Here is a 20,852-nt window from a genome sequence, read left to right as displayed (position 1 = left end):
ATCCTGGTCGGCGTTCAGCGATAGCTGCCGCCGGCCGGGTCGCGGATGTTGTCGGGGGCGTAGTAACGCGGCGCGTAGTAGCGGCGCGGCGCCACATAAACCGGCTGCTCGTCATAATAGCCGTCGTCATAGCCATAGACCGGTTCGGCATAGTCCGGACGGCTGGCAGCGATCGCCGCAGCCCCAAGGAGGCCGAGGCCAACACCAGCTGCGACCGCAGCGCCGCGATTGCCGCCCCGCCAGCCGCGACGATAGTACTGCGAGTAGTCGACTTGCGCCGCATCGAGACGGCTCTTGTCGAAGCCGACCGGGCGGGTCTCGCCCGCCATGACGGGCGTCAGGCCTGCCGCCAGAACGCTGCCGGTGACGGCGAGCGTCACGAGGAAACGGCTCTTTCCGAAAGCTGACATGGCATTCTCCTTCTCGGCGGGTTCCCGCCTTGACGCCTGATCTAGCTCGCTCCGGTTGAACCGGGTCTGAACCAATCGCGGCGGAATTGCGACTGGCAATCAACCCGGCAATCCGGAAAGTGTTCCTTTCGAGAAAATAACTGCACGCAGTGATTGCATTTCTGGAGATCGAGTAGCAAGAATAGCTGCGTCGAACGCCGGTTCGTTTCCCGAATTAGTGCGGCCACAGGGTTGGGCGAGATGAGGAAAGCAGCATCGCGGCGAATCAAGGAGGATAAAATCTATCGGGATGACAATCACTTGCCTCGAGCTTCCGGCATCGGCCGCAGCGCCTCGGCCTCGCCCGGTCCGTACAGCATGGACGCGCTGGCGCGCATGCAATTGGAGGTTGCATCTTATATCGAGGAGATCACCATCGAGCTCGGTGCGATGGCCCGGGCGGCGCAGCTCAGCAGCCTGGCCTATTTCGTCGAGATGACGCGGCTTGAGGCGGCGATCAATCGACGGACCTGCCAATTGCAGCTCGGCGACGTGGCCGATCCCGATAGTTCACCTTGAAGCCGGGCTTTGCAGATTATTAAACTATAGGTTGCATTAATATTATTCAGCAACCTGACAGGAGTGTCCGATGCCGGCTTCTCCGACGATCGCCTGCCCAAGCGGCGCCCTTCTCTCCGCGGAAGGCCTGTACCGTCACGGCGAACCGGAGGCACTGGCCTTGCAGCTCTTGGTCGAGAAGCGAGCCCGTCAACGCGACCTGCAGCGCGACGTCGCCGTAAAGGCGGCGACTATGCTCGCCGAACTTGGCAACCAGGCTCGCGCCGCCGAGCTTGACCTGCTGGTGACCTTCCTCGAGCTAGCGGCGGCGGAGGCCGTGCGCGAGCGCAGCCGCTGGGGCGACGCGGCCGGCTGACCGTCCCGCCTCCAGGGGTCAGGTCGACCGTGAAAGCGCGCCGCCGGCGTGGCGCTGCACCATGCCCTCCAGTTCCAGTTCCAGCACGATGCGGCTGACCTCGCGCACCGGCTGGCCGCTGGCGCGAACGAGATCGTCCAGCGCCGTCGGCGTGGCCCCGATCAGGTCGAGCAGGCGCCGGCGGGGAGCATCTTCGACGTGCCCCTCCTGCGAGATGGGCTCGCGTTCGAGCTCGAGCTTCGGGGCCGGCAGGATCTCCGGCAGATCGAGCTCGTCCCAGAGCGCTTCCTTCCGGGGTTCCGTGCCAGCCTCTTCGCGCGCCAGAATCGGCGCTGACCCGAACAGATCGCCCTGCCGTAGCATCGGCGCCAGGACATCGACGACATGAGCCGTTTCTGCGCAGAGGATCGCGCCTTCGCGAATCAGGTGGTTGCCACCCTCGGCCCGTGGATCGAGCGGCGAACCCGGCACGGCGAAGACCTGACGGCCCTGCTCATTGGCGAAGCGGGCGGTGATCAGCGAACCGGATTTGCGCGCGGCCTCGACGACCACCGTCCCTAGAGCCAGCCCCGAGACGAGGCGATTGCGCCTCGGGAAATCGCGCCCGCGCGGCACCCAGCCGAGCGGCATCTCGCTCAGCGCTGCGCCGCGCCCGCGGATACGATCCAGCAACGGGATGTTCTGCGGTGGATAGACCTCGTCGAGCCCGCCTGCGAGCACCGCGATCGTGCCGCTCTCCAGGCTCGCCTGATGCGCCGACGTGTCGATCCCTCGGGCAAGACCCGAAACGACGACGAAGCCAGCCTCGCCCAGCTCCCGCGCCAGCGTCGCGGTGAATTTCAGCCCGGCGGCGGAGGCGTTGCGCGAGCCGACAAGTGCGACGCAGGGGCGACCCAGCACCGCCGGATCGCCTTCGATCGCGATCAGCGGCGGAGCCGAATCGATCGCCTGCAGCGGCACGGGATAGGCGGCCTCGCCGAGCGCGATCAGATGGGCACCACGCCGGTGCAGCGCCTCGAATTCCCGCTCGGCCTCCGCTGGCGTGCACAGCCGAAGCGTCCGCCCGGCCTGCCGGCCGAGCTGCGGCAAGGCTTCGAGAGCCCCGGCGGCACCGCCGAAGCGATTGACCAGGGTGCGGAAGGTGCGTGGGCCGATGCTCTCGCTGCGGATCAGGCGGAGCCAGTCGAGGCGTTGCCGATCGTCGAGAGCGAAACCGGCCATCGCCATTCAGCCCTTCTGTCCGATCTTGCCCTCGCGGCCGGCGAGCAGCCTCGCGATGTTCTCGCGATGCATGAACCAGAGCAATAGCGCGAGGATCGCCATCAGCCCGGCCGCCTGGGCATCGCGAATCCAGAACCAGAGCAGCAGCACCGTGAGCAGGCTGGCGATCAGGGCCGAAAGCGAGGAATACTTGGAGAGATAGGCGATGCTCAGCCAGACCGCCGCGAAGATCAGCGCGATCGACCAATTCAAGCCGATCAGGATGCCGAGGAAGGTCGCGACGCCTTTCCCGCCCTTGAAGCGCAGCCAGACCGGGAAGAGATGGCCGAGGAAGGCGCCGAGGCCGGCGGCGAGCGCAGCCGCCTTGCCGCCGAGCAGCCAGCCGGCGAGCAGGACCGCCGACGTGCCCTTCAGCATGTCCCCGAGCAGCGTCAGCGCCGCCAGCTTCTTGTTGCCGGTGCGCAGGACATTGGTCGCGCCGATATTGCCGGAGCCGATCGTGCGCAGGTCGGGGCCGCCGCTCAGCCGGGTCAGGATGATACCGAACGGAATCGACCCGAGGAGGTAGCCGAGGACAAGCGCGCCGAGCCCTATCGGGCTCGGATACGCCCAAGCGAACGCCTCAGCCATGCAACCTCCCCCGCCCGTACGGCCGCAACCCTAAGCTGCTTCGCCGCGATATACTACCCGGCCACCGACCCAGGTCGCCCGCACCAGCCCTTGCAGCCGCGCCTCGTCGAAGGGCGAATTCTTGGCGCGTGATTTCAGCTTGCGCTTGTCGACGACGAAGGGCGCGTCGATGTCGATCAAGGCAAGATCGGCTGGTGCGCCGATCGCAAGCCGGCCGCAGCCAAGCCCGAGCAATTCAGCCGGCCGGCTCGACAGGGCGGCGAACAGCGAGGCAAGGCCGACCTGCTCGCCGTGATAGAGCCTGAGCGCCGCCGGCAGCAGCGTCTCGATGCCGAGCGCGCCATTGGCGGCTTCGGCGAAGGGCTGGCGCTTGGTCTCGACGTCCTGCGGGTCGTGGTCGGAGACGATGACATCGACCAGGCCCTCGGCTACGGCCTCGATCATCGCCAGCCGCTCGTCCTCGTGCCGCAGCGGCGGCGAGACCTTGCAGAAGGTGCGGTACTCGCCGACATCGTTCTCGTTCAGGCAGAGATTGTTGATCGAGACGCCGCAGGTGACGGAAAGCCCGTCCTCCTTGGCCCGGCGGATCAGCGCGAGCGAATCCGAGCAGGAGATCATGGCGGCGTGGTAGCGGGCGCCGGAGGCGCGAGCGAGGCGCAGGTCGCGCTCGAGCATCACCGTCTCGGCCTCGTGCGGAATGCCCGGCAGGCCCTTGCGGCTGGCGAATTCGCCCTCGTTCATCACGCCGACGCCGCGCAGATCGGGATCCTCGACATGGTTGATCAACAGCGCGTCGAAGTCGCGGGCATAGATCATGGCGCGGCGCATCACCTGCGGGTTGCGCACGCCCTTGGCGCCGTCGCTGAAGGCGACCGCGCCGGCTTCCAGCAGCAGGCCGAACTCGGTGATCTCCCTGCCGTGCAATCCCTTGGTCAAGGCCGCAGCGGGCAGGACATTGACGATCGCCTTGTCGCGGGCACGGCGCTTGATGAAGTCGATGACGGAGGGATCGTCGATCGGCGGATCGGTGTCCGGACGGCAGATCACCGTGGTGACGCCGCCGGCCGCGGCGGCTTGCGAGCCAGTCCCGAGCGTCTCCCGGAATTCGGCGCCGGGCTCGCCGAGGAAGGCGCGCAGATCGACGAGGCCGGGCGCCAGCACGAGGCCTTGGCCGTCCTCGACCGGGATGCCGGCGGGCAGCTCCGGACGATCGCCACCCCAATGGACATCGGCGATCACACCGTCGCGGATCAGGACGCTGCCGACGCCCTCGCGGCCGGAGGCCGGGTCGACCAGTTGCGCGCCGATGATCGCAAGATCGCTGCTCTCAGCCATCGCTACGCTCGATCCCATTCTCGCGCTCGCGGCGCTGCGTGAAGACATAATGCCAGAACCCGACCAGCCCCCAGATGCCGATGCACAGAAGCGCACCGAGGAGAACGATCAGCCAGGTCCAGGCGGAGCGCGGCTCGGCATAGACGAAGCCGGCCACGACCACGAGATAGAGTCCGACGAAGACGATCCTTGCCCGGCGCATCTGTCGCAGCAGCCAGGCGAAGAAGAGCTCCATCCGGCTCAGCCATTCGGGAGATGCTGCGCAAGCGCATCGAGCACCGCCATGCGCACGGCCACGCCCATCTCGACCTGCTCGCGGATCAGCGACTGGGCGCCGTCCGCCACCTCGGACGAGATCTCGACGCCGCGGTTCATCGGGCCGGGATGCATGACGAGCGCATCCGGCGCGGCCAGCGAGAGCTTGTCGCGGTCGAGCCCGAAATAGCGGAAGTATTCCTTCGAGGACGGCACGAAGGCGCCGTTCATGCGCTCGAGCTGCAGGCGCAGCATCATGACGATGTCGACGCCCTCCAGCCCCTTCTTCATGTCACGGAAGACCTCGACCCCCATGCGCTCGACACCGGTCGGCAGCAGGGTCGAAGGCGCGATCAGGCGGACCTTGGCGCCAAGGGCGCTCAGCAGGATGATGTTGGAGCGGGCGACGCGCGAATGCACGATGTCGCCGCAGATCGCGACGGTAAGCCCGGCGATCCGGCCCTTGTTACGGCGGATGGTCAGGGCGTCGAGCAGGGCCTGAGTCGGATGCTCATGGGCGCCGTCGCCGGCATTGACGACGGAGCAATCGACCTTGCGGGCGAGCAGATTGACCGCGCCGGCGGCATGGTGGCGCACGACCAGGATGTCCGGCCGCATCGCGTTCAGCGTCGCGGCAGTGTCGATCAGAGTCTCGCCCTTCTTCACCGAGGAGGAGCCGACCGACATGTTCATCACATCGGCGCCCAGACGCTTGCCCGCGAGCTCGAACGAGGCCTGCGTCCGTGTCGACGGCTCGAAGAACAGGTTGATCTGGGTGCGGCCGCGCAGCGTGGCCGTCTTCTTCTCGATCTGGCGCGAGAGCGCGACATAGGTCTCGGCGCGCTCGAGCAGCGCCTCGATATCCAGATGTGACAGCCCCTCGATCCCGAGGAGGTGCCGGTGCGGATAGAGCGATACGGTCGATGTCATTTGAAGACCGCTGTTTAGGGGCGAGTCGTGGCCGGCGCAAGGCGGCGCGCACGTTCTTCAGTGCGTCACTCTGCTTTCAACGCGTAGACATGTGCTTCACCAGGGAACTGGCGGCTGCGCACCTCGGCGGCGTAGGCACGCACCACCTCCCGGGCCTGTGCTGCGAGATTGCCATAGGCCTTCACGAATTTCGGCACCCGGCCGGTGAGGCCGAGCATGTCGTCGAGGACGAGGACCTGCCCGTCGCAGGCGGCCGAGGCGCCGATCCCGATGGTCGGGATCGCGACCTTTTTGGTGATCTCGACCGCCAGCGGCTCAGCCACCGCCTCGATCACCAGGGAGAATGCCCCGGCATCTGCGATCGCCGTGGCGTCGGCGATGAGGGCCGGCCACTCAGCCTTGCTGCGACCCTGCGCCTTGTAGCCACCGAGCGTGTTGACCGCCTGCGGCGTAAGCCCGACATGGCCCATCACCGGCACGCCGCGCTCGACCAAGAAGCGCACGGTCTCGGCCATCCTCGCGCCGCCTTCGAGCTTCACGGCGCCGGCGCCAGTCTCCTTGAGCAGCCGGGCGGCATTACGGAAGGCCTGTTCACGGCCCTCTTCATAACTGCCGAACGGCATGTCGATCACGACGAGGGAACGCGTCGTCGCGCGCGTCACGGCCTGGCCGTGCAGGCTCATCATCTCCAGCGTCACCGGGACGGTGCTGTCGAGGCCGTAGACGACCATGCCGAGCGAGTCGCCGACGAGCGCGACATCCGCGACCTCGTCGACGATCCTGGCCATCGGCGCGATACAGGCCGTCAGGGCGACGAGCGGCTCGCCGCCCTTGCGTCCGCGAATATCGAGCGAGGTCAGCCGACTTGTCCGGTTCTGCGACGACATGCCAAGCTCTCCATATCAGACGCCGAAACGGCGGCGGCTGCTGACGTAGCCTGACCGCCCTGCCCCGGAAAGCAGAATCGGGTTTGACAGGACCGGCCGCGTGAACCACTTTCGCGCGCAATCCCGAACCGCTATCAACGCGCCCCGCGCCAAGTTCGGCGAGGCTGGCTGCTAGTGCCCGCCTTACCCTTGTCTATGAGATCGAAAGCGTCATGAAGCTCCTCGTCGTCGAGTCGCCGGCCAAGGCCAAGACGATCAACAAATATCTGGGCCCGGACTACGAGGTCATCGCCTCGTTCGGGCACATTCGCGATCTCCCCGCGAAGGACGGCTCGGTCGATCCCGAGAACGACTTCGCAATGCTCTGGGAGACCGAGGGGCGCGGCGCCAAGCAGGTCGCCGAGATCGCCAAGGCGGCAAAGAACGCCGAGAAGGTCATTCTCGCCACCGACCCGGATCGCGAGGGCGAGGCGATCTCCTGGCACGTGCTGGAGGCGCTGAACCAGAAGCGGGCCATCAAGGGCATCCCGGTCGAGCGCGTCACCTTCAACGCCGTGACCAAGGACGCCGTGCAGAAGGCGCTGGCCAATCCGCGCCCGATCGACCAGGCGCTGGTCGACGCCTATCTCGCCCGCCGCGCCCTCGACTATCTCGTCGGCTTCACGCTGTCGCCTGTGCTGTGGCGCAAGCTCCCCGGCGCCCGCTCGGCCGGGCGCGTGCAATCGGTCGCGCTGCGCCTGGTCAGCGACCGCGAACGCGAGATCGAGGCCTTCCGGGCCCGCGAATACTGGTCGCTGATCGCGACGCTCGCAACCGCCAGCGGCGCAACCTTCGATGCACGCCTCAGTGGCGCCGACGGCAAGAAGATCACCCGGCTCGACATCGGCACGGGCGATGAGGCCGCGGCCTTCAAGGCCGCGCTGGAGACCGCAAGGTTCTCGGTCGCCGAGGTCGAGGCCAAGCCGGTCAAGCGGCATCCGCAGCCGCCCTTCCAGACTTCGACCCTGCAGCAGGAGGCCTCGCGCAAGCTGGGCATGGCGCCGGCCCGCACCATGCAGGTCGCGCAGCGCCTCTATGAGGGCGTCGACATCGGCGGCGAGACCGTCGGCCTGATCACCTATATGCGGACCGACGGCGTCGACATGGACGGCTCCGCGATCACGGCGGCGCGGCGGGTCATCGGCAAGGAGTTCGGCGACAACTACGTGCCCGACGCCCCGCGCAAATACACGGTCAAGGCCAAGAATGCGCAGGAAGCGCACGAAGCCATCCGCCCGACCGATCTCGGCCGCCTGCCGGCGATGGTGACGCGCCATCTCGAGCCCGAGCAGGCCAAGCTTTATGAGCTGATCTGGAAGCGAACCATCGCCAGCCAGATGGAATCGGCCTCGATGGAGCGCACTACAGTCGATATCGCCGCCCAGGTCGGGGCCCGCGCGCTCGAACTGCGCGCGACCGGCCAGGTCGTGCTCTTCGACGGCTTCCTGACGCTCTATCAGGAGAGCCGCGACGACGAGGAGGACGAGGACTCCAAGAAGCTGCCCCCGATGAAGGCCGGCGATCCGCTGGAGAAGCGCGCCATCGCCGCCGACCAGCATTTCACCGAGCCGCCGCCGCGCTTTTCGGAAGCGAGCCTGGTCAAGCGCATGGAAGAGCTCGGTATCGGCCGGCCTTCGACCTATGCCGCGACGCTGGCAACGCTGCGCGACCGCGAGTATGTCCGCGTCGAGAAGAAGCGCCTGGTGCCCGAGGACAAGGGCATGCTGGTTACGGCATTCCTGGAGTCCTTCTTCAAGCGCTATGTCGAGTTCGACTTCACGGCGAGCCTGGAGGAGAAGCTCGATCTGGTTTCCAGCGGCGATGTCGACTGGAAGGTCCTGCTGCGCGAGTTCTGGGACGAATTCACCAAGGCGATCGGCGAAACCAAGGAGCTGCGCGTCGGCGACGTTCTGGAAGCGCTGAACGGCATCCTGGGTCAGCACGTCTTCCCGCCGCGCCCCGATGGCAGCGATCCGCGCAGCTGCCAGGTCTGCGGCACCGGCACGCTATCGCTCAAGCTCGGCAAGTTCGGCGCCTTCGTCGGCTGCTCGAACTATCCCGAATGCCGCTTCACCCGCCCGCTCACGGCGTCCGCCGCCGATGGCGAGGCGTCGGCCGAAGGCGGGCAGGCCGTCAATGGCGTCCGCATCCTCGGCAAGGATCCGGTCACCGATCTCGAAGTCACCGCGCGCGACGGCCGCTTCGGCCCCTATATCCAGCTTGGCGACGGCGAGAAGCCGAAGCGCTCCAGCCTGCCCAAGGGTGAGACCGTCGGCTCGCTGACGCTGGAGAAGGCACTCGCCCTGCTCTCGCTACCGCGGGAGGTCGCGAAGCACCCGACCAGCGGCGAGCCGATCCTCGCCGGCATCGGCCGCTACGGCCCTTACGTCCAGCACGGCAAGACCTACGCCAATATCGACAAGGGCGACGACATCCTGGAGATCGGCGCCAACCGCGCCATCGACCTGATCGTGGCCAAGGAGAGCGGTGCGGGCGGCCGCCGTTTCGGCAATGCCGCGGCGACGCCAGGGCGCGATCTCGGCGAGCACCCGCAGGGCGGCAAGATGGAGGTCAGGGCCGGCCGCTACGGTCCTTATGTCGCATGGGGCAAGGTCTACGCCACGCTGCCGAAGACGATGGCGCAGGAGAGCATCACCACCGAACAGGCGATCGAGCTGGTCAACGCCAAGGCGGCGACCGGCGGTGGCACCAAGAGCAAGGCGAAGGCACCCGCCAAGAAGCCGGCAGCTGCCAAGAAGCCGGCAGCAGCCAAGAAGGCGCCAGCGAAAGCAAAGAGCGCCAAGGCCAAGAAGGCCAGCGCCGCGGAGGAATAGCCGCCATTAGCCCGCAGCGATCTTTCAACCGATTGAAAAAGCGCTCTAAAGCCGATCACGGTTAACTCCGGATTCAAAGCCTCTCGCTAGGTTTCAGCGCCGCAGTCGAACTAGCGGCCTGCGAGGGGACATCATGAAATCCATCAGGACCCAGATTCTGGGGCTGATCGCGATCGTCGCGGCCGGCGCCTTGGTTGCACTCGGCTGCGCCTTGCTGGCGATGACCCGCATCGACACGATGAACGATCGTTCGTCGCAGCAGAACCACATCGCCCTCGCCGCCGAACGGCTCAATGCCGCGGTCAATCTCGTCGTCGCCGATTCCTACCTCGTCTACACCGCCCGCAACCCGCATTTCGCCGGCATCGCAGCGACGACGGTCGAGGGCGGCCTCGCCAGGGTCGAGGAGCGCCGCAAGGATCTCGCCAGGCTCGTCCCGCCGGCCGAACGCGAGCGGATGGAGAAGATCAGTGGCCTGATCACCGAATTCGTCGCCATCCGGCTGGAGACGACGCGCATGGTCCGCGAGATCTCGGCCCGTGCGGCGGAAGCCTGGGGCAACAGCGACGCCAGCAAGAAGAACCGCGCGACGCTGCAGGAAGAGCTGACGTCGCTGAGCAGCTTCAACGAGACGCTCGCCAACGAGGTCGATGCAGCCTCCAGCGCCTTTTCGGAGCAGGTGCGGACCTGGCTGCCGGTCGCGCTGATCGCGGTGCTCGGCGGCGCGATCTTCGGCGCGCTGGTCTTTTCGCGGCGCTCGATCATCCGTCCTCTCGTCGACCTCGGCGGGACGATGAGCCGCCTCACCGCCGGGGAGACTCAGATCGAGGTGCCACATACCAAGCGCCGCGACGAGATCGGCGAGATGGCCCGGGCAGTCTCGGTCCTGCGCCAGAGCACCGAGCAGGTCGCGCTGCTGCAGGAGCAGGAGCGTGCCGCCTCCGCAACGCGCATTCGCTCGGCGGATGCGATGGCCTCGGTGGTGTCCGATGTCGGCGAGGTCGTCGCCGCGGCCGCCGCGGGCGATTTCTCAGCCCGGCTCCAGATCGACCATGGCGACGAGCAGATGCAGAAGCTGGTCGCCGGGATCAACGAGATCAATGCTGTCGTCGACAACGCCACCACGGAGTTCGTCGCGGTGCTGCAGGCGCTCGCCGCCGGCGACCTGACCCGCCAGGTCCCGACGGCCTATCGCGGCCGCTTCGCCGAATTGAAGGATGCGATCAACGAAACGTTGTCGCGGCTGTCGGCGACCGTCAGCACGATCCAGACGATGTCGGCGGATGTCGGCCTGTCGGCGCGCGAGATCAACATGGGCGCCGACGATCTCTCCAAGCGCACCGAGGAGCAGGCCTCCTCGCTGGAGGAGAGTGCTGCGACCACCGAGGAGCTCGCCGCCTCCGTCAAGGCCGCCGCCCAGGCCGCCCAGCAGGCGGTGCGCCAGGCCGGCGAGGCGATGCAGGTCGCGCAGGCCGGCGGCAACATCGTCACCGACGCCGTCTCGGCGATGGAACGGATCGAGGCGGCCTCGAAGAAGATCTCCGACATCACCCGCGTGATCGACGACATCGCCTTCCAGACCAATCTGCTGGCGCTCAATGCAGCGGTGGAAGCGGCGCGGGCCGGCGACGCCGGCAAGGGCTTTGCGGTCGTCGCGTCGGAAGTCCGCACGCTCGCCCAGCGCTCGGGCGAGGCGGCCAAGGGCATCACCGGCCTGATCTCCTCCTCGAACACCGAGGTCGAAGCGGGCGTCAAACTGGTTCGCCAGGCCGGCGACGCGCTGACCCGCATCGTCTCCGCCTCGCAGAGCGTCCAAGCGACCGTCTCCGAGGTCGCTGCGGCCTCGAGCGAACAGGCGAACGGCATCGAGGAGATGAGCCAGACCGTCGCCCATATGGACGAGATGACCCAGGCGAACGCGGCACTCGCCGAACAGAGCGCCGCCTCTGCCGGCGCGTTGTCGAGCAAGATCGGCGAACTCAACGCCCTGGTCTCCGGCTTCCGGACCAGTGCGAGCGCCGGCACCGCCTCGCCGCAGTCGGCTGCGTTCGTCTTGGTCAACGCATCGGAGCCGGTACGGCTGCAGCAGCGTGCGGAGGCCGCCTTTGCCCAACACAAGCCGGCACCGCGTCGCGAACGTGCTGTGCCCGCGCCCATGCCGGCCCCTGCCCGCAAGGTCGCCAATGCCCGCGGCGGCGACGCGGGCTGGGAAGAGTTCTGAAACAGAACACTCGGCCGGGGCCCGCGGCACGCCCCACGCACTTGGTTGAACAGAGACATCGTCGGGGCCAGCTGCAAGCTGGCCCCTTTTCATTGGTCAGCGCCGCCTGATGCGCTGCAGATGGCAGATCTTGACCCGCCCACCCCTGCCATCCGCATGCCAGGAGCAACCAGGACTGCGCGGCCGCCCATCGTAGACGCGGTAGGCGCCGCGATTGCGGCGATCGAAGCGCTGGTTCGAGGCATCGTGGCCGCCGATGCGGACATTGCTGCCTAAACGCACTTCGGCGGCGGCCGGAGCGGCCACCGCCAGAGAGAGTGCCAGCACAGCAAGCGCCAGCAGAGAGGTCGGAAGAGTGGGCGGTCTCGTCATCCGCCGATCAGAGCAGCCGGGCTCCCATGGGGGCAAGGCTGGCGGCGGCGCCTCAACTCCGCCCGCCCACGACGACGAGCTGCTTGATCTCGCCGCGCAGGAAGGCCTGCAGGAAGCGGTCGTAGTCCTTGACCGATACACAGCCATTCGAGTCGCCGCGCGGCCCGAGCAGGTAGCTGTGCACCAGCAGGCCGGCGCGGCCGAAGATCTTGCCGCTGCCGCCAACCGGATGCATGCGGATGGCGCGCACGCCGTGGAAGAGCGCCTCGCGCTCGGTCAGATTGTAGACGTGCGGCGGCGTCGGGCCATGCATGCGGACATGGACGTAGCGCAGGTCGTTCATCTTGTCGCCAAGGCCGGAATTGGCTTCCAGCCGCTCGCCATTGGGCAAGTAAACGGTGCGAGCGCTGATGTCGTAGACTGCGGTCTTGCCGCTGGCAGCCGGCGCCGTCGATGCGATCGGCGCCGGCATGGGCGCCGGAGCGACCGTGAGGCCGCTGCCTCGGCCGCTGCGCTGGGTGATGTCGTCCTGCGGCGCGGCATAGGCGAGACGTTCGCCGGAGCTCTGCGGGGCATTTGCATTCACGCCGAAAAGCTTCTCGAAGAAGGAGCGGTTGTCGGGGGCAGGCTCGGCCTTGGCGACGATATCCTTGCCCTGGCGCGAGATTGCGCGCGTCGCGAGGCGCGGCTCAGGCGGTGTCGGCAGCTTGAGATCGGACGGGCGCGGAACTGGACGCGGCGCGATCAGCGCGATTCGCGGGGCTTCAGCAGTAGCGGGCTGGACGGCAATAGTGGCCGTCGCCAGGCTTGGGCCGGCCGCCGGCTCAGACGGCGCGATCGAGCCGGTCGTCTCAGGATCGAATACCACGGCCTGCGGGGCGGCGACTGTCGACTGGAAGCGACTGGAGAGCGGTGCGCTCTCGGCGAGAGATTGCGCGACATAGCCAACGACATAGCCGGGGCGGAGCAGCGGTGTTGCGCTGTGGGGCGATGTCGAATGGCCCAGCGCGTGCTTCTGGGGCGGCAGTGTTGCGGTCGCCGCCTGCTCGGTCTGCCTGCCAGACCAGGCCGACACCCCCGCCATCGCGCCGGCGGCAACGGCCACGAGGACGCCAAGGCGGATGAAGGGGCTGCCGCGCCGACGCTTCAGGCTATAGGAATAACCGGCGAACTTGTTCGAGCTACGCATACGCAACGCCTCGGGACACCTTGCAGGCCTCCCGCTGAGGCGCAGCGCCCTGCTCGTCTCGCCGCCGCGCTCGATACGCACCGGGAGACCGTAGCGGCCTGCTAATCAGTCTCGGGAGGCCCCAACCTCACGAGGTTCATTCAGCGCGACCTTGGTTAATTCGCGATGAATCAAAAGCATTTTAGGGAATGCTTCTCGCGCTGCGGCCGTCCTGGCCGCAGCGCGCTTCTATGGCCCGGGCGCCGTCAGGCCAGAGGCTTCAGCCCGGCCTCGATCGCCGCCCGCTTCGGCTCCAGGAAAGGCGGCAGCGACAGCCCCTCGCCCATGGTCTCGAAGGGCTCGTCGGTGGCGAAGCCGGGCCCGTCGCTGGCGATCTCGATCAGCACGCCATTCGGCTCGCGCAGATAGAGCGAGCGGAAATAGAAGCGATCGACCGGCCCGCTGTTCGGATAGCCGGAGGCGCGCAGCCTCTCGGCCCAGGCGTCGTACTCCCCGAAGCTCGGCGTCCGCAGAGCCAGGTGATGGACGCCGCCGGCGCCTTCGCGGGCCGGGGCAAGACCGGGCTCGACTGCGACATTGAGCTCGGCCGCAGGGCCGCCCTCGCCGATCCGGAAGACATGGATGTCACCGCTGGCGTGGCCCGCGTCGCGATAGTCCGCGATGCGCTCCAACCCGAGCAGCTTGGTCAGAACCAGCTCCGTGCGCTCGATCTGCGGCACCGAGATCGTCACCGGCCCGAGGCCGCGGATCTGATGCTCGGCCGGAACCGGGCTCTTCTCCCAGGCGACGAAGGGAATCGCGCCGCCATCCACGATAAGCGTCAGGCGCTGGCCTTCCGGATCCTCGAAATCTAGCGCGGCGCGGCCATTGAGCAGGCGCGTGTCGGAGACGGTGACGCCGGCTGCCGTGAGTCGCTCGCGCCAGAAGTCGAGCGAGGTCTCGCTCGCGACCCTGAGCGCGGTCCGGGTGATCGAGTTCGTGCCGCGCCGGGCAGGAGACGTTGGCCAGTCGAAGAAGGTCAGGTCGGTGCCGGGCGAGCCGGCGCCGTCGGCGTAGAACAGGTGATAGGCAGAGGTGTCGTCCTGGTTCACCGTCTTCTTGACCAGGCGCAGGCCGAGCGTCTCGACGTAGAAGCGCCGGTTCTGCGCGGCCTGGGCGGTGATCGCGGTGACGTGGTGGATGCCGGTGAGCTGCATGATGCGGACCCCTTGGTTGCGGGCTTCATCTGACGAAGCGCTTGCGCTGCTCACCAAGATAATCTTTGCGCCTACGCCATAAAGACGGCGCGCATCCAATCATAAATTGCATGAATGCAATCATGGAACCTGCTTCGGCGGCGAGGACGATTGCTTGGGCAAGCTGCTCTTGTCACCCGGCGATGGCGGCGTGGTGCAATCCTGCGGCTTGTTCTTGCAGTCATAGACCATGGTCGGCGCGGCCGACTGCCCGGCCTGTCCCGCCGAAGGCAGGATCATGTTCTGGCCCTTGTCGACCTGGCTCGGATGCGTCGTAGTCGGACCGACGCCCGAGTTGTCGGGCTGTTTCGTGGTTTGAGGTGTCTGCGCCACGGCGGCGGCAGTCAGCGCGACCGTCGTCAGCAGGGCAAGCAGCGTCGTCCTGGCAGTCATGGCGGATCTCCGGTTGATCGAGGAAGTCCTTGATCAACCGGCCACCTCCCGATCAGGTTCCGCCTACTCCGCCGCTCGCGCAGCCGGAATGCTCGTCGGATCAGCCGGTGCGCCACCGTGCCGGCTCGGCTTGGCCTTGAGCTTGAGTGTCTCCAGCTCCTCGCGCTCGCGCGGCGTGTTGCGCATGAGCTGGTCCTTGCCCGGCTGGTACTGGACCGGCTGCGCGACGTCCGCCCCATACCAGGCGGCGGCCCTGAGCACGAAGGAGGGGTCGGCAAGGTGCGGGCGTCCCAGCGCGACGAGATCGGCGCGGCCGGCGGCGACGATCGTGTTGGCCTGGTCGGCCGTGGTGATCGCGCCGACGCACATGGTCGCGACGCCGGCCTCGTTGCGGATGCGGTCGGCGAACGGCGTCTGGAACATGCGGCCATAATGCGGGCGGGCGCGCGGCGTCGTCTGCCCGGTCGAGACGTCGACGAGGTCGCAGCCGGCCCCGGCGAAGGCCTCGGAGATCGCGACGGAATCTTCCGCGCTGATGCCGCCCTCCTGCCAGTCGGTCGCCGAGATCCGTACCGACATCGGCTTGTCGGCCGGCCACATCTGGCGAAGCGCGTCGAAGACTTCGAGCGGGAAGCGCAGGCGGTTCTCGAGCGAGCCGCCGTACTCGTCGCTGCGCTTGTTGGTCAGCGGCGAAAGGAAGCTCGCCAGCAGATAGCCGTGGGCGCAGTGCAGTTCGAGCATGTCGAAGCCGGCGCCCAGGCCGCGCTCGGCCGACGCGACGAAATCGGCCTTGACCCGCTCCATGTCGGCTCGGGTCATTTCGCGTGGCACCTGGCTTTCGGGATAATACGGCAGCGGCGATGCCGAGATGATCGGCCAGGCGCCCTCGGCGAGCGGCCGGTCCATGCCGTCCCACATCAGCTTGCTCGCCCCTTTTCGCCCGGCATGGCCGAGCTGCAGGCAGATCTTCGCAGCCGAGTTGCCATGGACGAAATCGACGATGCGCGTCCAGGCGGCTTCCTGCGCATCATTGTAGAGCCCGGCGCAGCCGGGGGTGATGCGGGCATCGGCCGAGACGCAGGTCATTTCGGTGAAGACGAGCCCTGCCCCGCCGATGGCGCGGGCGCCGTAATGCATCAGGTGCCAGTCGCCCGGCAGGCCATCCTGTGCGGAATACTGGCACATCGGCGAGACGACGAAGCGGTTCGCCACCTTCATCTCGCGCAGGAAGAAGGGCTGGAAGGCCGGTGGCACCGGCGTGCCGTCGCGGCGCGTCGCTTGATCTGCGCCGAGATCGTCGGCGACCAGCCTGTCGATCGCCGCGACGAACTCGGGGGCACGCAGCGCGAGGTTGTCGTAGGTGATCGCCTTGGAACGGGTCATCAGGCCGAAGGCGAAGCGCAGCGGCTCGAAATCCCAGAAGCGCTTCAACTGCTCGAACCAGACCAGCGAGACGTCGGCGGCGTGCTGGGTCTTCTCGACCTCCTCGCGCCGCCCGGTCTCGAAGCCGGCGAGCGCCGCCTTGACGTCGAGCCCGGCGCGATGGAAGGCGCGATGCAGCGCGATCGAATCCTCCATGGCGAGCTTGGTGCCGGAGCCGATCGAGAAATGCGCCGTCGCCTTGGCGTCACCGAGCAGCACGACATTATCGACGACCCAGTTGCTGCAGCGGATCATCGGGAACTGCCGCCAGAGCGAGCGATTGGTGATCAGCCTGTGACCCTGCAATTCCTCGGCGAAGACCTGTTCCAGGAAGGCAGCTGTGCCGGCCTCATCCAGGCCCTCCAGCCCGGCGCGGGCGAAGGTCTCGGGGTCGGTCTCCAGCACCCAGGTCGATTGCCCCGGCTCGTACTGGTAGCAATGGGCGATGAAGACGCCGTGCTGCGTCTGCTTGAAGAAGAAGGTGAAGGCGTCGAAGGGCCGGGTCGAGCCCATCCAGACGAAGCGGTTCGGCCGCAGATCGACCTGCGGCGCGAAGCGTTCGCGGTCGCCCTCGCGGATGCGGCTGTTGATGCCGTCTGCGGCGACGACGAGGTCGTAATCGCGCTTGAGCGCGGCGACGTCCTCGATCTCCTGCGAGAAGACGAGCTTGACGCCGACCTGGCGCGCCCGCTCTTGCAAAAGCATCAGCAGCGTGCGGCGCGAGCAGCCGCAGAAGCCGTTGCCGGGCACGCGACGCACCGTGCCTTTGAAATGGATCTCGATATCGTCCCAATAGGCGAAGCTGCGAACGATCGCCTCATAGCTCGGCAGGTCGGCCGCCTTGAACAGGTCGAGTGTCTGGTCGGAGAAGACGACGCCGAAGCCGAAGGTGTCGTCGGGGCGGTTGCGCTCGAAGACGGTGACGTCGAGCTCCGGCCAGTCCCGCTTCATCAGCAGCGCGTAATAAAGACCTGCCGGACCGCCGCCCACCACCGCAATGCGCATGACGCTCTCCCTCGCTCGTGAAATCATTTTAAACCTAAAATAATTTCGGCTCAAGCCCCGATGGATCGGCCATGTTCCCGACCGCAGCACAGGCTGGTCGAGTCAAAGCTAAATCCGCATAATACATTGTCATATCAACGATATTTATCCTCATCCCTGTTTCTCTCCATCCCTCTTGCAAAATGTTTCAGACCTAAAATATATTGACTGCCAAGAGGGAGTGAACGGCATGGCATCGGCTCTGGCGGGACAACATGCCCTGGTGAGCGGCGGCGGACGCGGCATCGGCCGCGCCATTGCCTCCATCCTGCGCCAGGCCGGCGCCCGCGTCTCGATCATCGGCCGCAATGACGACATCCTGCAACAGGCGGTGATCGCTGGCGCAGCCGATGCCGCCCATGCCGTCGACGTGACCGATGAGAGCGCCGTGAGCGAGGCGATGGCCGGACTCTCGGCGGGACAACCCTTCGACATCGTCGTCGCCAATGCCGGCGCGGCCGAAAGCGCCAGCTTCCAGCGCAGCGACGCCGAGCTGTTCCGGCGCATGGTCGAGATCAACCTGATCGGCACGGTGAACTGCTTCCGTCCCGCTTTGCCTGGCATGACCGAGCGCCGCTCGGGCCGACTGATCGCGATCGCCTCGACCGCCGGGCACCGCGGCTATGCCTATGTTTCAGCCTATGTCGCCGCCAAGCACGCGGTCGTCGGTCTCGTGCGCTCGCTGGCGCTGGAGACGGCGCGCTCCGGCGTCACCGTCAACGCGATCTGCCCCGGCTACACCGACACCGACATGGTCGCCGGCAGCCTGACGACGATCGCCGCCAAGACCGGCAAGAGCCGCGAGGAGGCGCTGGCGGAGCTGACCAAGGACAATCCGCAGCACCGGCTGATCACGCCGGCGGAAGTCGCGGCCGCCGTCCTCAATCTCTGCGGGCCGCAAAGCCGCGGCATCACTGGGCAGTCCATCCTGATCAATGGCGGGGAATTCTGACCATGGAAATCCCGTCCACCGCCCCCCTGCTCGACCGCGAAACCAAGGCGAGCGAGCGCCCCGGCGACCACAAGGATGAGTTGCGCCTCTGGCTGCGGATGCTGACCTGCTCGACCCTGATCGAGAGCGAAATCCGCACCCGCCTGCGCGAGGAGTTCAAGACGACGCTGCCGCGCTTCGACCTGATGGCGCAGCTCGAGAAGTCGACCACCGGCATGACCGTCGGCGAGGTCTCGCAGCGGCTGATGGTCTCGAACGGCAACGTCACGGCCGTCGTCGCCGGCCTGCTCACCGACGGGCTGGTCGACAAGCGCCCGGCGGCGCAGGACCGGCGCGTCCAGGTGCTGACGCTGACTGCCCAGGGCAGGCGCGCCTTCAAGGCGATGGCCGAGCGTCATGAAGGCTGGATCGCGGAGCTCTTCGCCGACCTCGGCCCAGCCGAGATCGGCCAGCTCTTCCGCCTGCTCGGCGGGGTCAAGGCCTCGCTCCACCAGGCCATCAGCAACCGCCAGAACGGCACGCCGACCGCGGCGGGAGAGACCGAATGACCAGCGCAAACCCCGTCACCCTGCCGCTTTCCGGCTTCAAGCCGCAGCATTTCCAGCTCTCGGTCGCCGGCAAGGTCGCGACCGTGACGCTGAACCGGCCGGAGAAGAAGAACCCGTTGACCTTCGAGAGCTATCGCGAGCTGACCGATCTCTTCCTCGCGGCGCAGAAGGAGGAAGCGGTCAAGGCGATCGTCGTGACGGGCGCAGGCGGCAACTTTTCTTCGGGCGGCGACGTCTTCGAGATCATCGGGCCGCTGGTCGCGATGGATACCAAGGACCTGCTCAAGTTTACCCGGATGACCGGCGAGCTGGTCAAGACGATGCGTGCCTGTCCGCAGCCCATCGTCGCCGCGATCGACGGCATCTGCGCCGGCGCCGGCGCGATCATCGCCATGGCCTCCGATCTGCGCCTCGGCACGGCCGAGACCAAGATCGCCTTCCTGTTCAACCGTGTCGGCCTCGCCGGCTGCGATATGGGCGCCTGCGCGATGCTGCCGCGCATCATCGGACAGGGTCGCGCCGCCGAGCTTCTGTATACCGGCCGAGTGCTCAAGGGCGAGGAAGCCGAGCGTTGGGGCTTCCTCAACCGGCTCATCGCCCGCGAGATCGTGCTCGCCGAGGCACAGGCGCTCGCGGCCGAGCTCGCCGACGGGCCGACTTTCGCCAACGCCATGACCAAGCGCATGCTCGAAATGGAATGGGCGATGTCGGTCGAATCCGCGATCGAGGCGGAGGCGGTGGCGCAGGCGCTGTGCATGCAGACCGAGGATTTCGCCCGCGCCTATCACGCCTTCGCCGAGAAGCGGAAGCCGGTGTTCGAGGGCAACTGAGATGGCTGCGCTCGGCACAGGATTCCTCGGCGACACGCTCGACTGGCCCTTCTTCGAGGCGCATCACCGCGACTTCGCTGGGCGGCTCTCCGCCTGGGCCGACGCCACCCTGCCGGGCCTGCCGCATGACGATGTCGACGAAGCCTGCCGGGCCCGGGTGAAAGCGCTGGGCGAGGCTGGTTTCCTGAGGGCCGCCGTGCCGGCCGAATACGGCGGACTGCATGCCGCGCTCGACGTACGCACGCTCTGCCTCGCCCGCGAAATCCTCGCCGCCCGCGACGGGCTCGCCGATTTCGCCTTCGCCATGCAGGGGCTGGGGACCGGCTCGATCAGCGTCGCCGGTTCGCCCGAGATGAAGGCGCGCATCCTGCCGGCGGTGGCGCGCGGCGAGAGGATCGCGGCCTTCGCCCTCTCCGAGAAGGAAGCCGGCTCCGACGTCGCCGCCCTGGCGACAACGGCGACGCCGGACGGCAATACCCATGTCCGGATCGACGGCGAGAAGACCTGGATCTCGAATGGCGGCATCGCCGACCATTACGTCGTCTTCGCCCGCTCCGGCGAGGCGCCCGGCGCGCGCGGCCTCTCGGCCTATCTGGTCGAGGCCGATACGCCTGGGCTTTTCATCGCCGAGCGCATCGACGTGATCGCGCCGCATCCGCTCGCGACCTTACGCTTCGATGGCTGCCGCATCCCCGCCGCGAACCGCATCGGCGGTCCTGGCGACGGCTTCAAGGTGGCGATGGCGACGCTCGATATCTTCCGATCGACGGTCGGCGCCGCGGCGCTCGGCTTCGCCCGTCGCGCGCTGCACGAAACGGTTTCCCATGCCAAGAACCGCAAGCTCTTCGGCGGGACGCTCGGCGACCTCCAGCTCTCGCAGGCCGCGATCGCCGACAGCGCGACCGAGGTCGATGCCGCCGCCCTCCTCGTCTACCGCGCCGCCTGGACCAAGGACCGGGGCGCAGCCCGCGTCACCCGCGAGGCGGCGCTCGCCAAGCTCGTCGCGACCGAGAACGCTCAGAAGGTGATCGACCGCGCCGTGCAGATCCATGGCGGTCTCGGGGTCACCCGCGGCGTCAAGGTCGAGGAACTCTATCGCGAGATCAGGGCGCTCAGAATCTACGAGGGCGCCAGCGAGGTGCAGAAGGTCGTGATCGCACGCGACCTGCTGAAGTAGGCGCGAGCATGGTCC

The 20,852-nt window shown here is 67.3% G+C and carries 20 protein-coding genes; 8 read left to right on the top strand and 12 right to left on the bottom strand.

What is annotated here, in order from left to right; genetic code table 11:
- Positions 1 to 14: 14 nt before the first annotated feature.
- Positions 15 to 410 carry a hypothetical protein gene (locus CXY91_RS08055; RefSeq protein ID WP_100960227.1) on the bottom strand — a complete coding sequence of 132 codons (396 nt, stop codon included), beginning with the start codon at positions 408 to 410 and terminating at the stop codon, positions 15 to 17.
- Positions 411 to 650: 240 nt separating this feature from the next.
- On the opposite strand from CXY91_RS08055, the gene CXY91_RS30075 reads away from it, so the two are divergent.
- A complete protein-coding gene (locus tag CXY91_RS30075) occupies positions 651 to 968 on the top strand; it encodes a hypothetical protein (RefSeq protein WP_158673314.1) in 318 nt (105 codons plus the stop codon).
- Positions 969 to 1,038: 70 nt separating this feature from the next.
- Positions 1,039 to 1,323, top strand: coding sequence for a hypothetical protein (locus CXY91_RS08045; protein WP_100960223.1), 285 nt, complete (start codon positions 1,039 to 1,041; stop codon positions 1,321 to 1,323).
- 18 nt (positions 1,324 to 1,341) lie between these two features.
- Here the strand turns inward: CXY91_RS08045 and dprA are convergent, their stop codons facing one another.
- From dprA to panB, 6 genes are all read right to left on the bottom strand, one after another.
- Complete coding sequence (dprA, locus tag CXY91_RS08040) at positions 1,342 to 2,550, bottom strand: DNA-processing protein DprA (RefSeq protein WP_100960219.1); 1,209 nt, start codon at positions 2,548 to 2,550, stop codon at positions 1,342 to 1,344.
- Positions 2,551 to 3,174: a glycerol-3-phosphate 1-O-acyltransferase PlsY gene (plsY, locus tag CXY91_RS08035; protein WP_100960217.1), complete on the bottom strand. Its 624-nt coding sequence runs from the start codon at positions 3,172 to 3,174 to the stop codon at positions 2,551 to 2,553.
- A 30-nt stretch (positions 3,175 to 3,204) separates the two neighbouring features.
- Positions 3,205 to 4,509, bottom strand: a complete 1,305-nt coding sequence (pyrC, locus tag CXY91_RS08030) for a dihydroorotase (protein ID WP_100960216.1) — start codon at positions 4,507 to 4,509, stop codon at positions 3,205 to 3,207.
- The gene (locus tag CXY91_RS08025) at positions 4,502 to 4,744 is read right to left on the bottom strand and encodes a hypothetical protein (RefSeq protein WP_100960214.1); all 243 of its coding nucleotides are present in this window, start codon (positions 4,742 to 4,744) and stop codon (positions 4,502 to 4,504) included. Before CXY91_RS08025 ends, pyrC begins: the two co-directional genes overlap by 8 nt.
- A 5-nt stretch (positions 4,745 to 4,749) precedes the next feature.
- Positions 4,750 to 5,694: an aspartate carbamoyltransferase catalytic subunit gene (locus CXY91_RS08020; RefSeq protein WP_091829281.1), complete on the bottom strand. Its 945-nt coding sequence runs from the start codon at positions 5,692 to 5,694 to the stop codon at positions 4,750 to 4,752.
- A gap of 65 nt (positions 5,695 to 5,759) precedes the next feature.
- The gene (gene panB, locus CXY91_RS08015) at positions 5,760 to 6,581 is read right to left on the bottom strand and encodes a 3-methyl-2-oxobutanoate hydroxymethyltransferase (protein WP_100960212.1); all 822 of its coding nucleotides are present in this window, start codon (positions 6,579 to 6,581) and stop codon (positions 5,760 to 5,762) included.
- A 212-nt stretch (positions 6,582 to 6,793) separates the two neighbouring features.
- Here panB and topA point away from each other — a divergent pair, with 212 nt between their 5' ends.
- Both topA and CXY91_RS08005 read left to right on the top strand, forming a co-directional pair.
- On the top strand, positions 6,794 to 9,454 hold the full coding sequence (gene topA, locus CXY91_RS08010) for a type I DNA topoisomerase (RefSeq protein ID WP_100960210.1): 2,661 nt from the start codon (positions 6,794 to 6,796) through the stop codon (positions 9,452 to 9,454).
- 133 nt (positions 9,455 to 9,587) lie between these two features.
- A complete protein-coding gene (locus tag CXY91_RS08005; protein ID WP_100960205.1) occupies positions 9,588 to 11,675 on the top strand; it encodes a methyl-accepting chemotaxis protein in 2,088 nt (695 codons plus the stop codon).
- Between the two features lie 96 nt (positions 11,676 to 11,771).
- Here CXY91_RS08005 and CXY91_RS08000 read toward each other — a convergent pair whose 3' ends face one another.
- The 5 genes from CXY91_RS08000 to CXY91_RS07980 all read right to left on the bottom strand — a co-directional run bounded on the left by CXY91_RS08000 (position 11,772) and on the right by CXY91_RS07980 (position 17,291).
- Entirely contained in the window at positions 11,772 to 12,047 is a 276-nt protein-coding gene (locus tag CXY91_RS08000; protein ID WP_199777377.1) for a hypothetical protein, read from the bottom strand.
- 52 nt (positions 12,048 to 12,099) lie between these two features.
- Entirely contained in the window at positions 12,100 to 13,236 is a 1,137-nt protein-coding gene (locus tag CXY91_RS07995; protein ID WP_248307398.1) for a tlde1 domain-containing protein, read from the bottom strand.
- A gap of 245 nt (positions 13,237 to 13,481) precedes the next feature.
- Positions 13,482 to 14,432 carry a ring-cleaving dioxygenase gene (locus CXY91_RS07990; RefSeq protein WP_100960203.1) on the bottom strand — a complete coding sequence of 317 codons (951 nt, stop codon included), beginning with the start codon at positions 14,430 to 14,432 and terminating at the stop codon, positions 13,482 to 13,484.
- Positions 14,433 to 14,552: 120 nt separating this feature from the next.
- A complete protein-coding gene (locus tag CXY91_RS07985) occupies positions 14,553 to 14,864 on the bottom strand; it encodes a hypothetical protein (protein ID WP_100960202.1) in 312 nt (103 codons plus the stop codon).
- Between the two features lie 63 nt (positions 14,865 to 14,927).
- Positions 14,928 to 17,291 (bottom strand): bifunctional salicylyl-CoA 5-hydroxylase/oxidoreductase, encoded by a 2,364-nt coding sequence (locus CXY91_RS07980; protein ID WP_100960200.1) that lies wholly within the window; start codon positions 17,289 to 17,291, stop codon positions 14,928 to 14,930.
- Positions 17,292 to 17,520: 229 nt separating this feature from the next.
- Here CXY91_RS07980 and CXY91_RS07975 point away from each other — a divergent pair, with 229 nt between their 5' ends.
- The 4 genes from CXY91_RS07975 to CXY91_RS07960 are packed head-to-tail and all read left to right on the top strand — an operon-like array spanning position 17,521 to position 20,837.
- On the top strand, positions 17,521 to 18,282 hold the full coding sequence (locus CXY91_RS07975) for an SDR family NAD(P)-dependent oxidoreductase (RefSeq protein ID WP_100960198.1): 762 nt from the start codon (positions 17,521 to 17,523) through the stop codon (positions 18,280 to 18,282).
- A 2-nt stretch (positions 18,283 to 18,284) separates the two neighbouring features.
- The gene (locus CXY91_RS07970) at positions 18,285 to 18,830 is read left to right on the top strand and encodes a MarR family winged helix-turn-helix transcriptional regulator (RefSeq protein WP_091829298.1); all 546 of its coding nucleotides are present in this window, start codon (positions 18,285 to 18,287) and stop codon (positions 18,828 to 18,830) included.
- Positions 18,827 to 19,660 carry an enoyl-CoA hydratase family protein gene (locus CXY91_RS07965; RefSeq protein WP_100960196.1) on the top strand — a complete coding sequence of 278 codons (834 nt, stop codon included), beginning with the start codon at positions 18,827 to 18,829 and terminating at the stop codon, positions 19,658 to 19,660. Before CXY91_RS07970 ends, CXY91_RS07965 begins: the two co-directional genes overlap by 4 nt.
- Position 19,661: 1 nt before the next feature.
- Positions 19,662 to 20,837, top strand: a complete 1,176-nt coding sequence (locus CXY91_RS07960; protein ID WP_100960195.1) for an acyl-CoA dehydrogenase family protein — start codon at positions 19,662 to 19,664, stop codon at positions 20,835 to 20,837.
- Positions 20,838 to 20,852 lie beyond the last annotated feature (15 nt).

It is taken from the genome of Allobosea sp. FBZP-16, assembly GCF_002831785.1.
GTDB classification, from domain to species: domain Bacteria; phylum Pseudomonadota; class Alphaproteobacteria; order Rhizobiales; family Beijerinckiaceae; genus Allobosea; species Allobosea lupini.
Note: the sequence above shows the minus strand (reverse complement) of the source record. Positions and strands in the feature narration are given on the sequence as shown.

Bases quoted from the DNA above. Each gene is read 5' to 3' on its own strand.
- plsY (WP_100960217.1), bottom strand. From the start codon at position 3,174: ATGGCTGAGGCGTTCGCTTGGGCGTATCCGAGCCCGATAGGGCTCGGC.
- CXY91_RS07995 (WP_248307398.1), bottom strand. From the start codon at position 13,236: ATGCGTAGCTCGAACAAGTTCGCCGGTTATTCCTATAGCCTGAAGCGT.
- pyrC (WP_100960216.1), bottom strand. From the start codon at position 4,509: ATGGCTGAGAGCAGCGATCTTGCGATCATCGGCGCGCAACTGGTCGAC.
- CXY91_RS07970 (WP_091829298.1), top strand. From the start codon at position 18,285: ATGGAAATCCCGTCCACCGCCCCCCTGCTCGACCGCGAAACCAAGGCG.
- CXY91_RS07980 (WP_100960200.1), bottom strand. From the start codon at position 17,291: ATGCGCATTGCGGTGGTGGGCGGCGGTCCGGCAGGTCTTTATTACGCG.
- CXY91_RS07975 (WP_100960198.1), top strand. From the start codon at position 17,521: ATGGCATCGGCTCTGGCGGGACAACATGCCCTGGTGAGCGGCGGCGGA.
- CXY91_RS08045 (WP_100960223.1), top strand. From the start codon at position 1,039: ATGCCGGCTTCTCCGACGATCGCCTGCCCAAGCGGCGCCCTTCTCTCC.
- CXY91_RS08005 (WP_100960205.1), top strand. From the start codon at position 9,588: ATGAAATCCATCAGGACCCAGATTCTGGGGCTGATCGCGATCGTCGCG.
- CXY91_RS30075 (WP_158673314.1), top strand. From the start codon at position 651: ATGAGGAAAGCAGCATCGCGGCGAATCAAGGAGGATAAAATCTATCGG.
- CXY91_RS07985 (WP_100960202.1), bottom strand. From the start codon at position 14,864: ATGACTGCCAGGACGACGCTGCTTGCCCTGCTGACGACGGTCGCGCTG.
- CXY91_RS07965 (WP_100960196.1), top strand. From the start codon at position 18,827: ATGACCAGCGCAAACCCCGTCACCCTGCCGCTTTCCGGCTTCAAGCCG.
- CXY91_RS08020 (WP_091829281.1), bottom strand. From the start codon at position 5,694: ATGACATCGACCGTATCGCTCTATCCGCACCGGCACCTCCTCGGGATC.
- topA (WP_100960210.1), top strand. From the start codon at position 6,794: ATGAAGCTCCTCGTCGTCGAGTCGCCGGCCAAGGCCAAGACGATCAAC.
- CXY91_RS07960 (WP_100960195.1), top strand. From the start codon at position 19,662: ATGGCTGCGCTCGGCACAGGATTCCTCGGCGACACGCTCGACTGGCCC.
- dprA (WP_100960219.1), bottom strand. From the start codon at position 2,550: ATGGCGATGGCCGGTTTCGCTCTCGACGATCGGCAACGCCTCGACTGG.
- CXY91_RS08000 (WP_199777377.1), bottom strand. From the start codon at position 12,047: ATGACGAGACCGCCCACTCTTCCGACCTCTCTGCTGGCGCTTGCTGTG.
- panB (WP_100960212.1), bottom strand. From the start codon at position 6,581: ATGTCGTCGCAGAACCGGACAAGTCGGCTGACCTCGCTCGATATTCGC.
- CXY91_RS08025 (WP_100960214.1), bottom strand. From the start codon at position 4,744: ATGGAGCTCTTCTTCGCCTGGCTGCTGCGACAGATGCGCCGGGCAAGG.
- CXY91_RS07990 (WP_100960203.1), bottom strand. From the start codon at position 14,432: ATGCAGCTCACCGGCATCCACCACGTCACCGCGATCACCGCCCAGGCC.
- CXY91_RS08055 (WP_100960227.1), bottom strand. From the start codon at position 410: ATGTCAGCTTTCGGAAAGAGCCGTTTCCTCGTGACGCTCGCCGTCACC.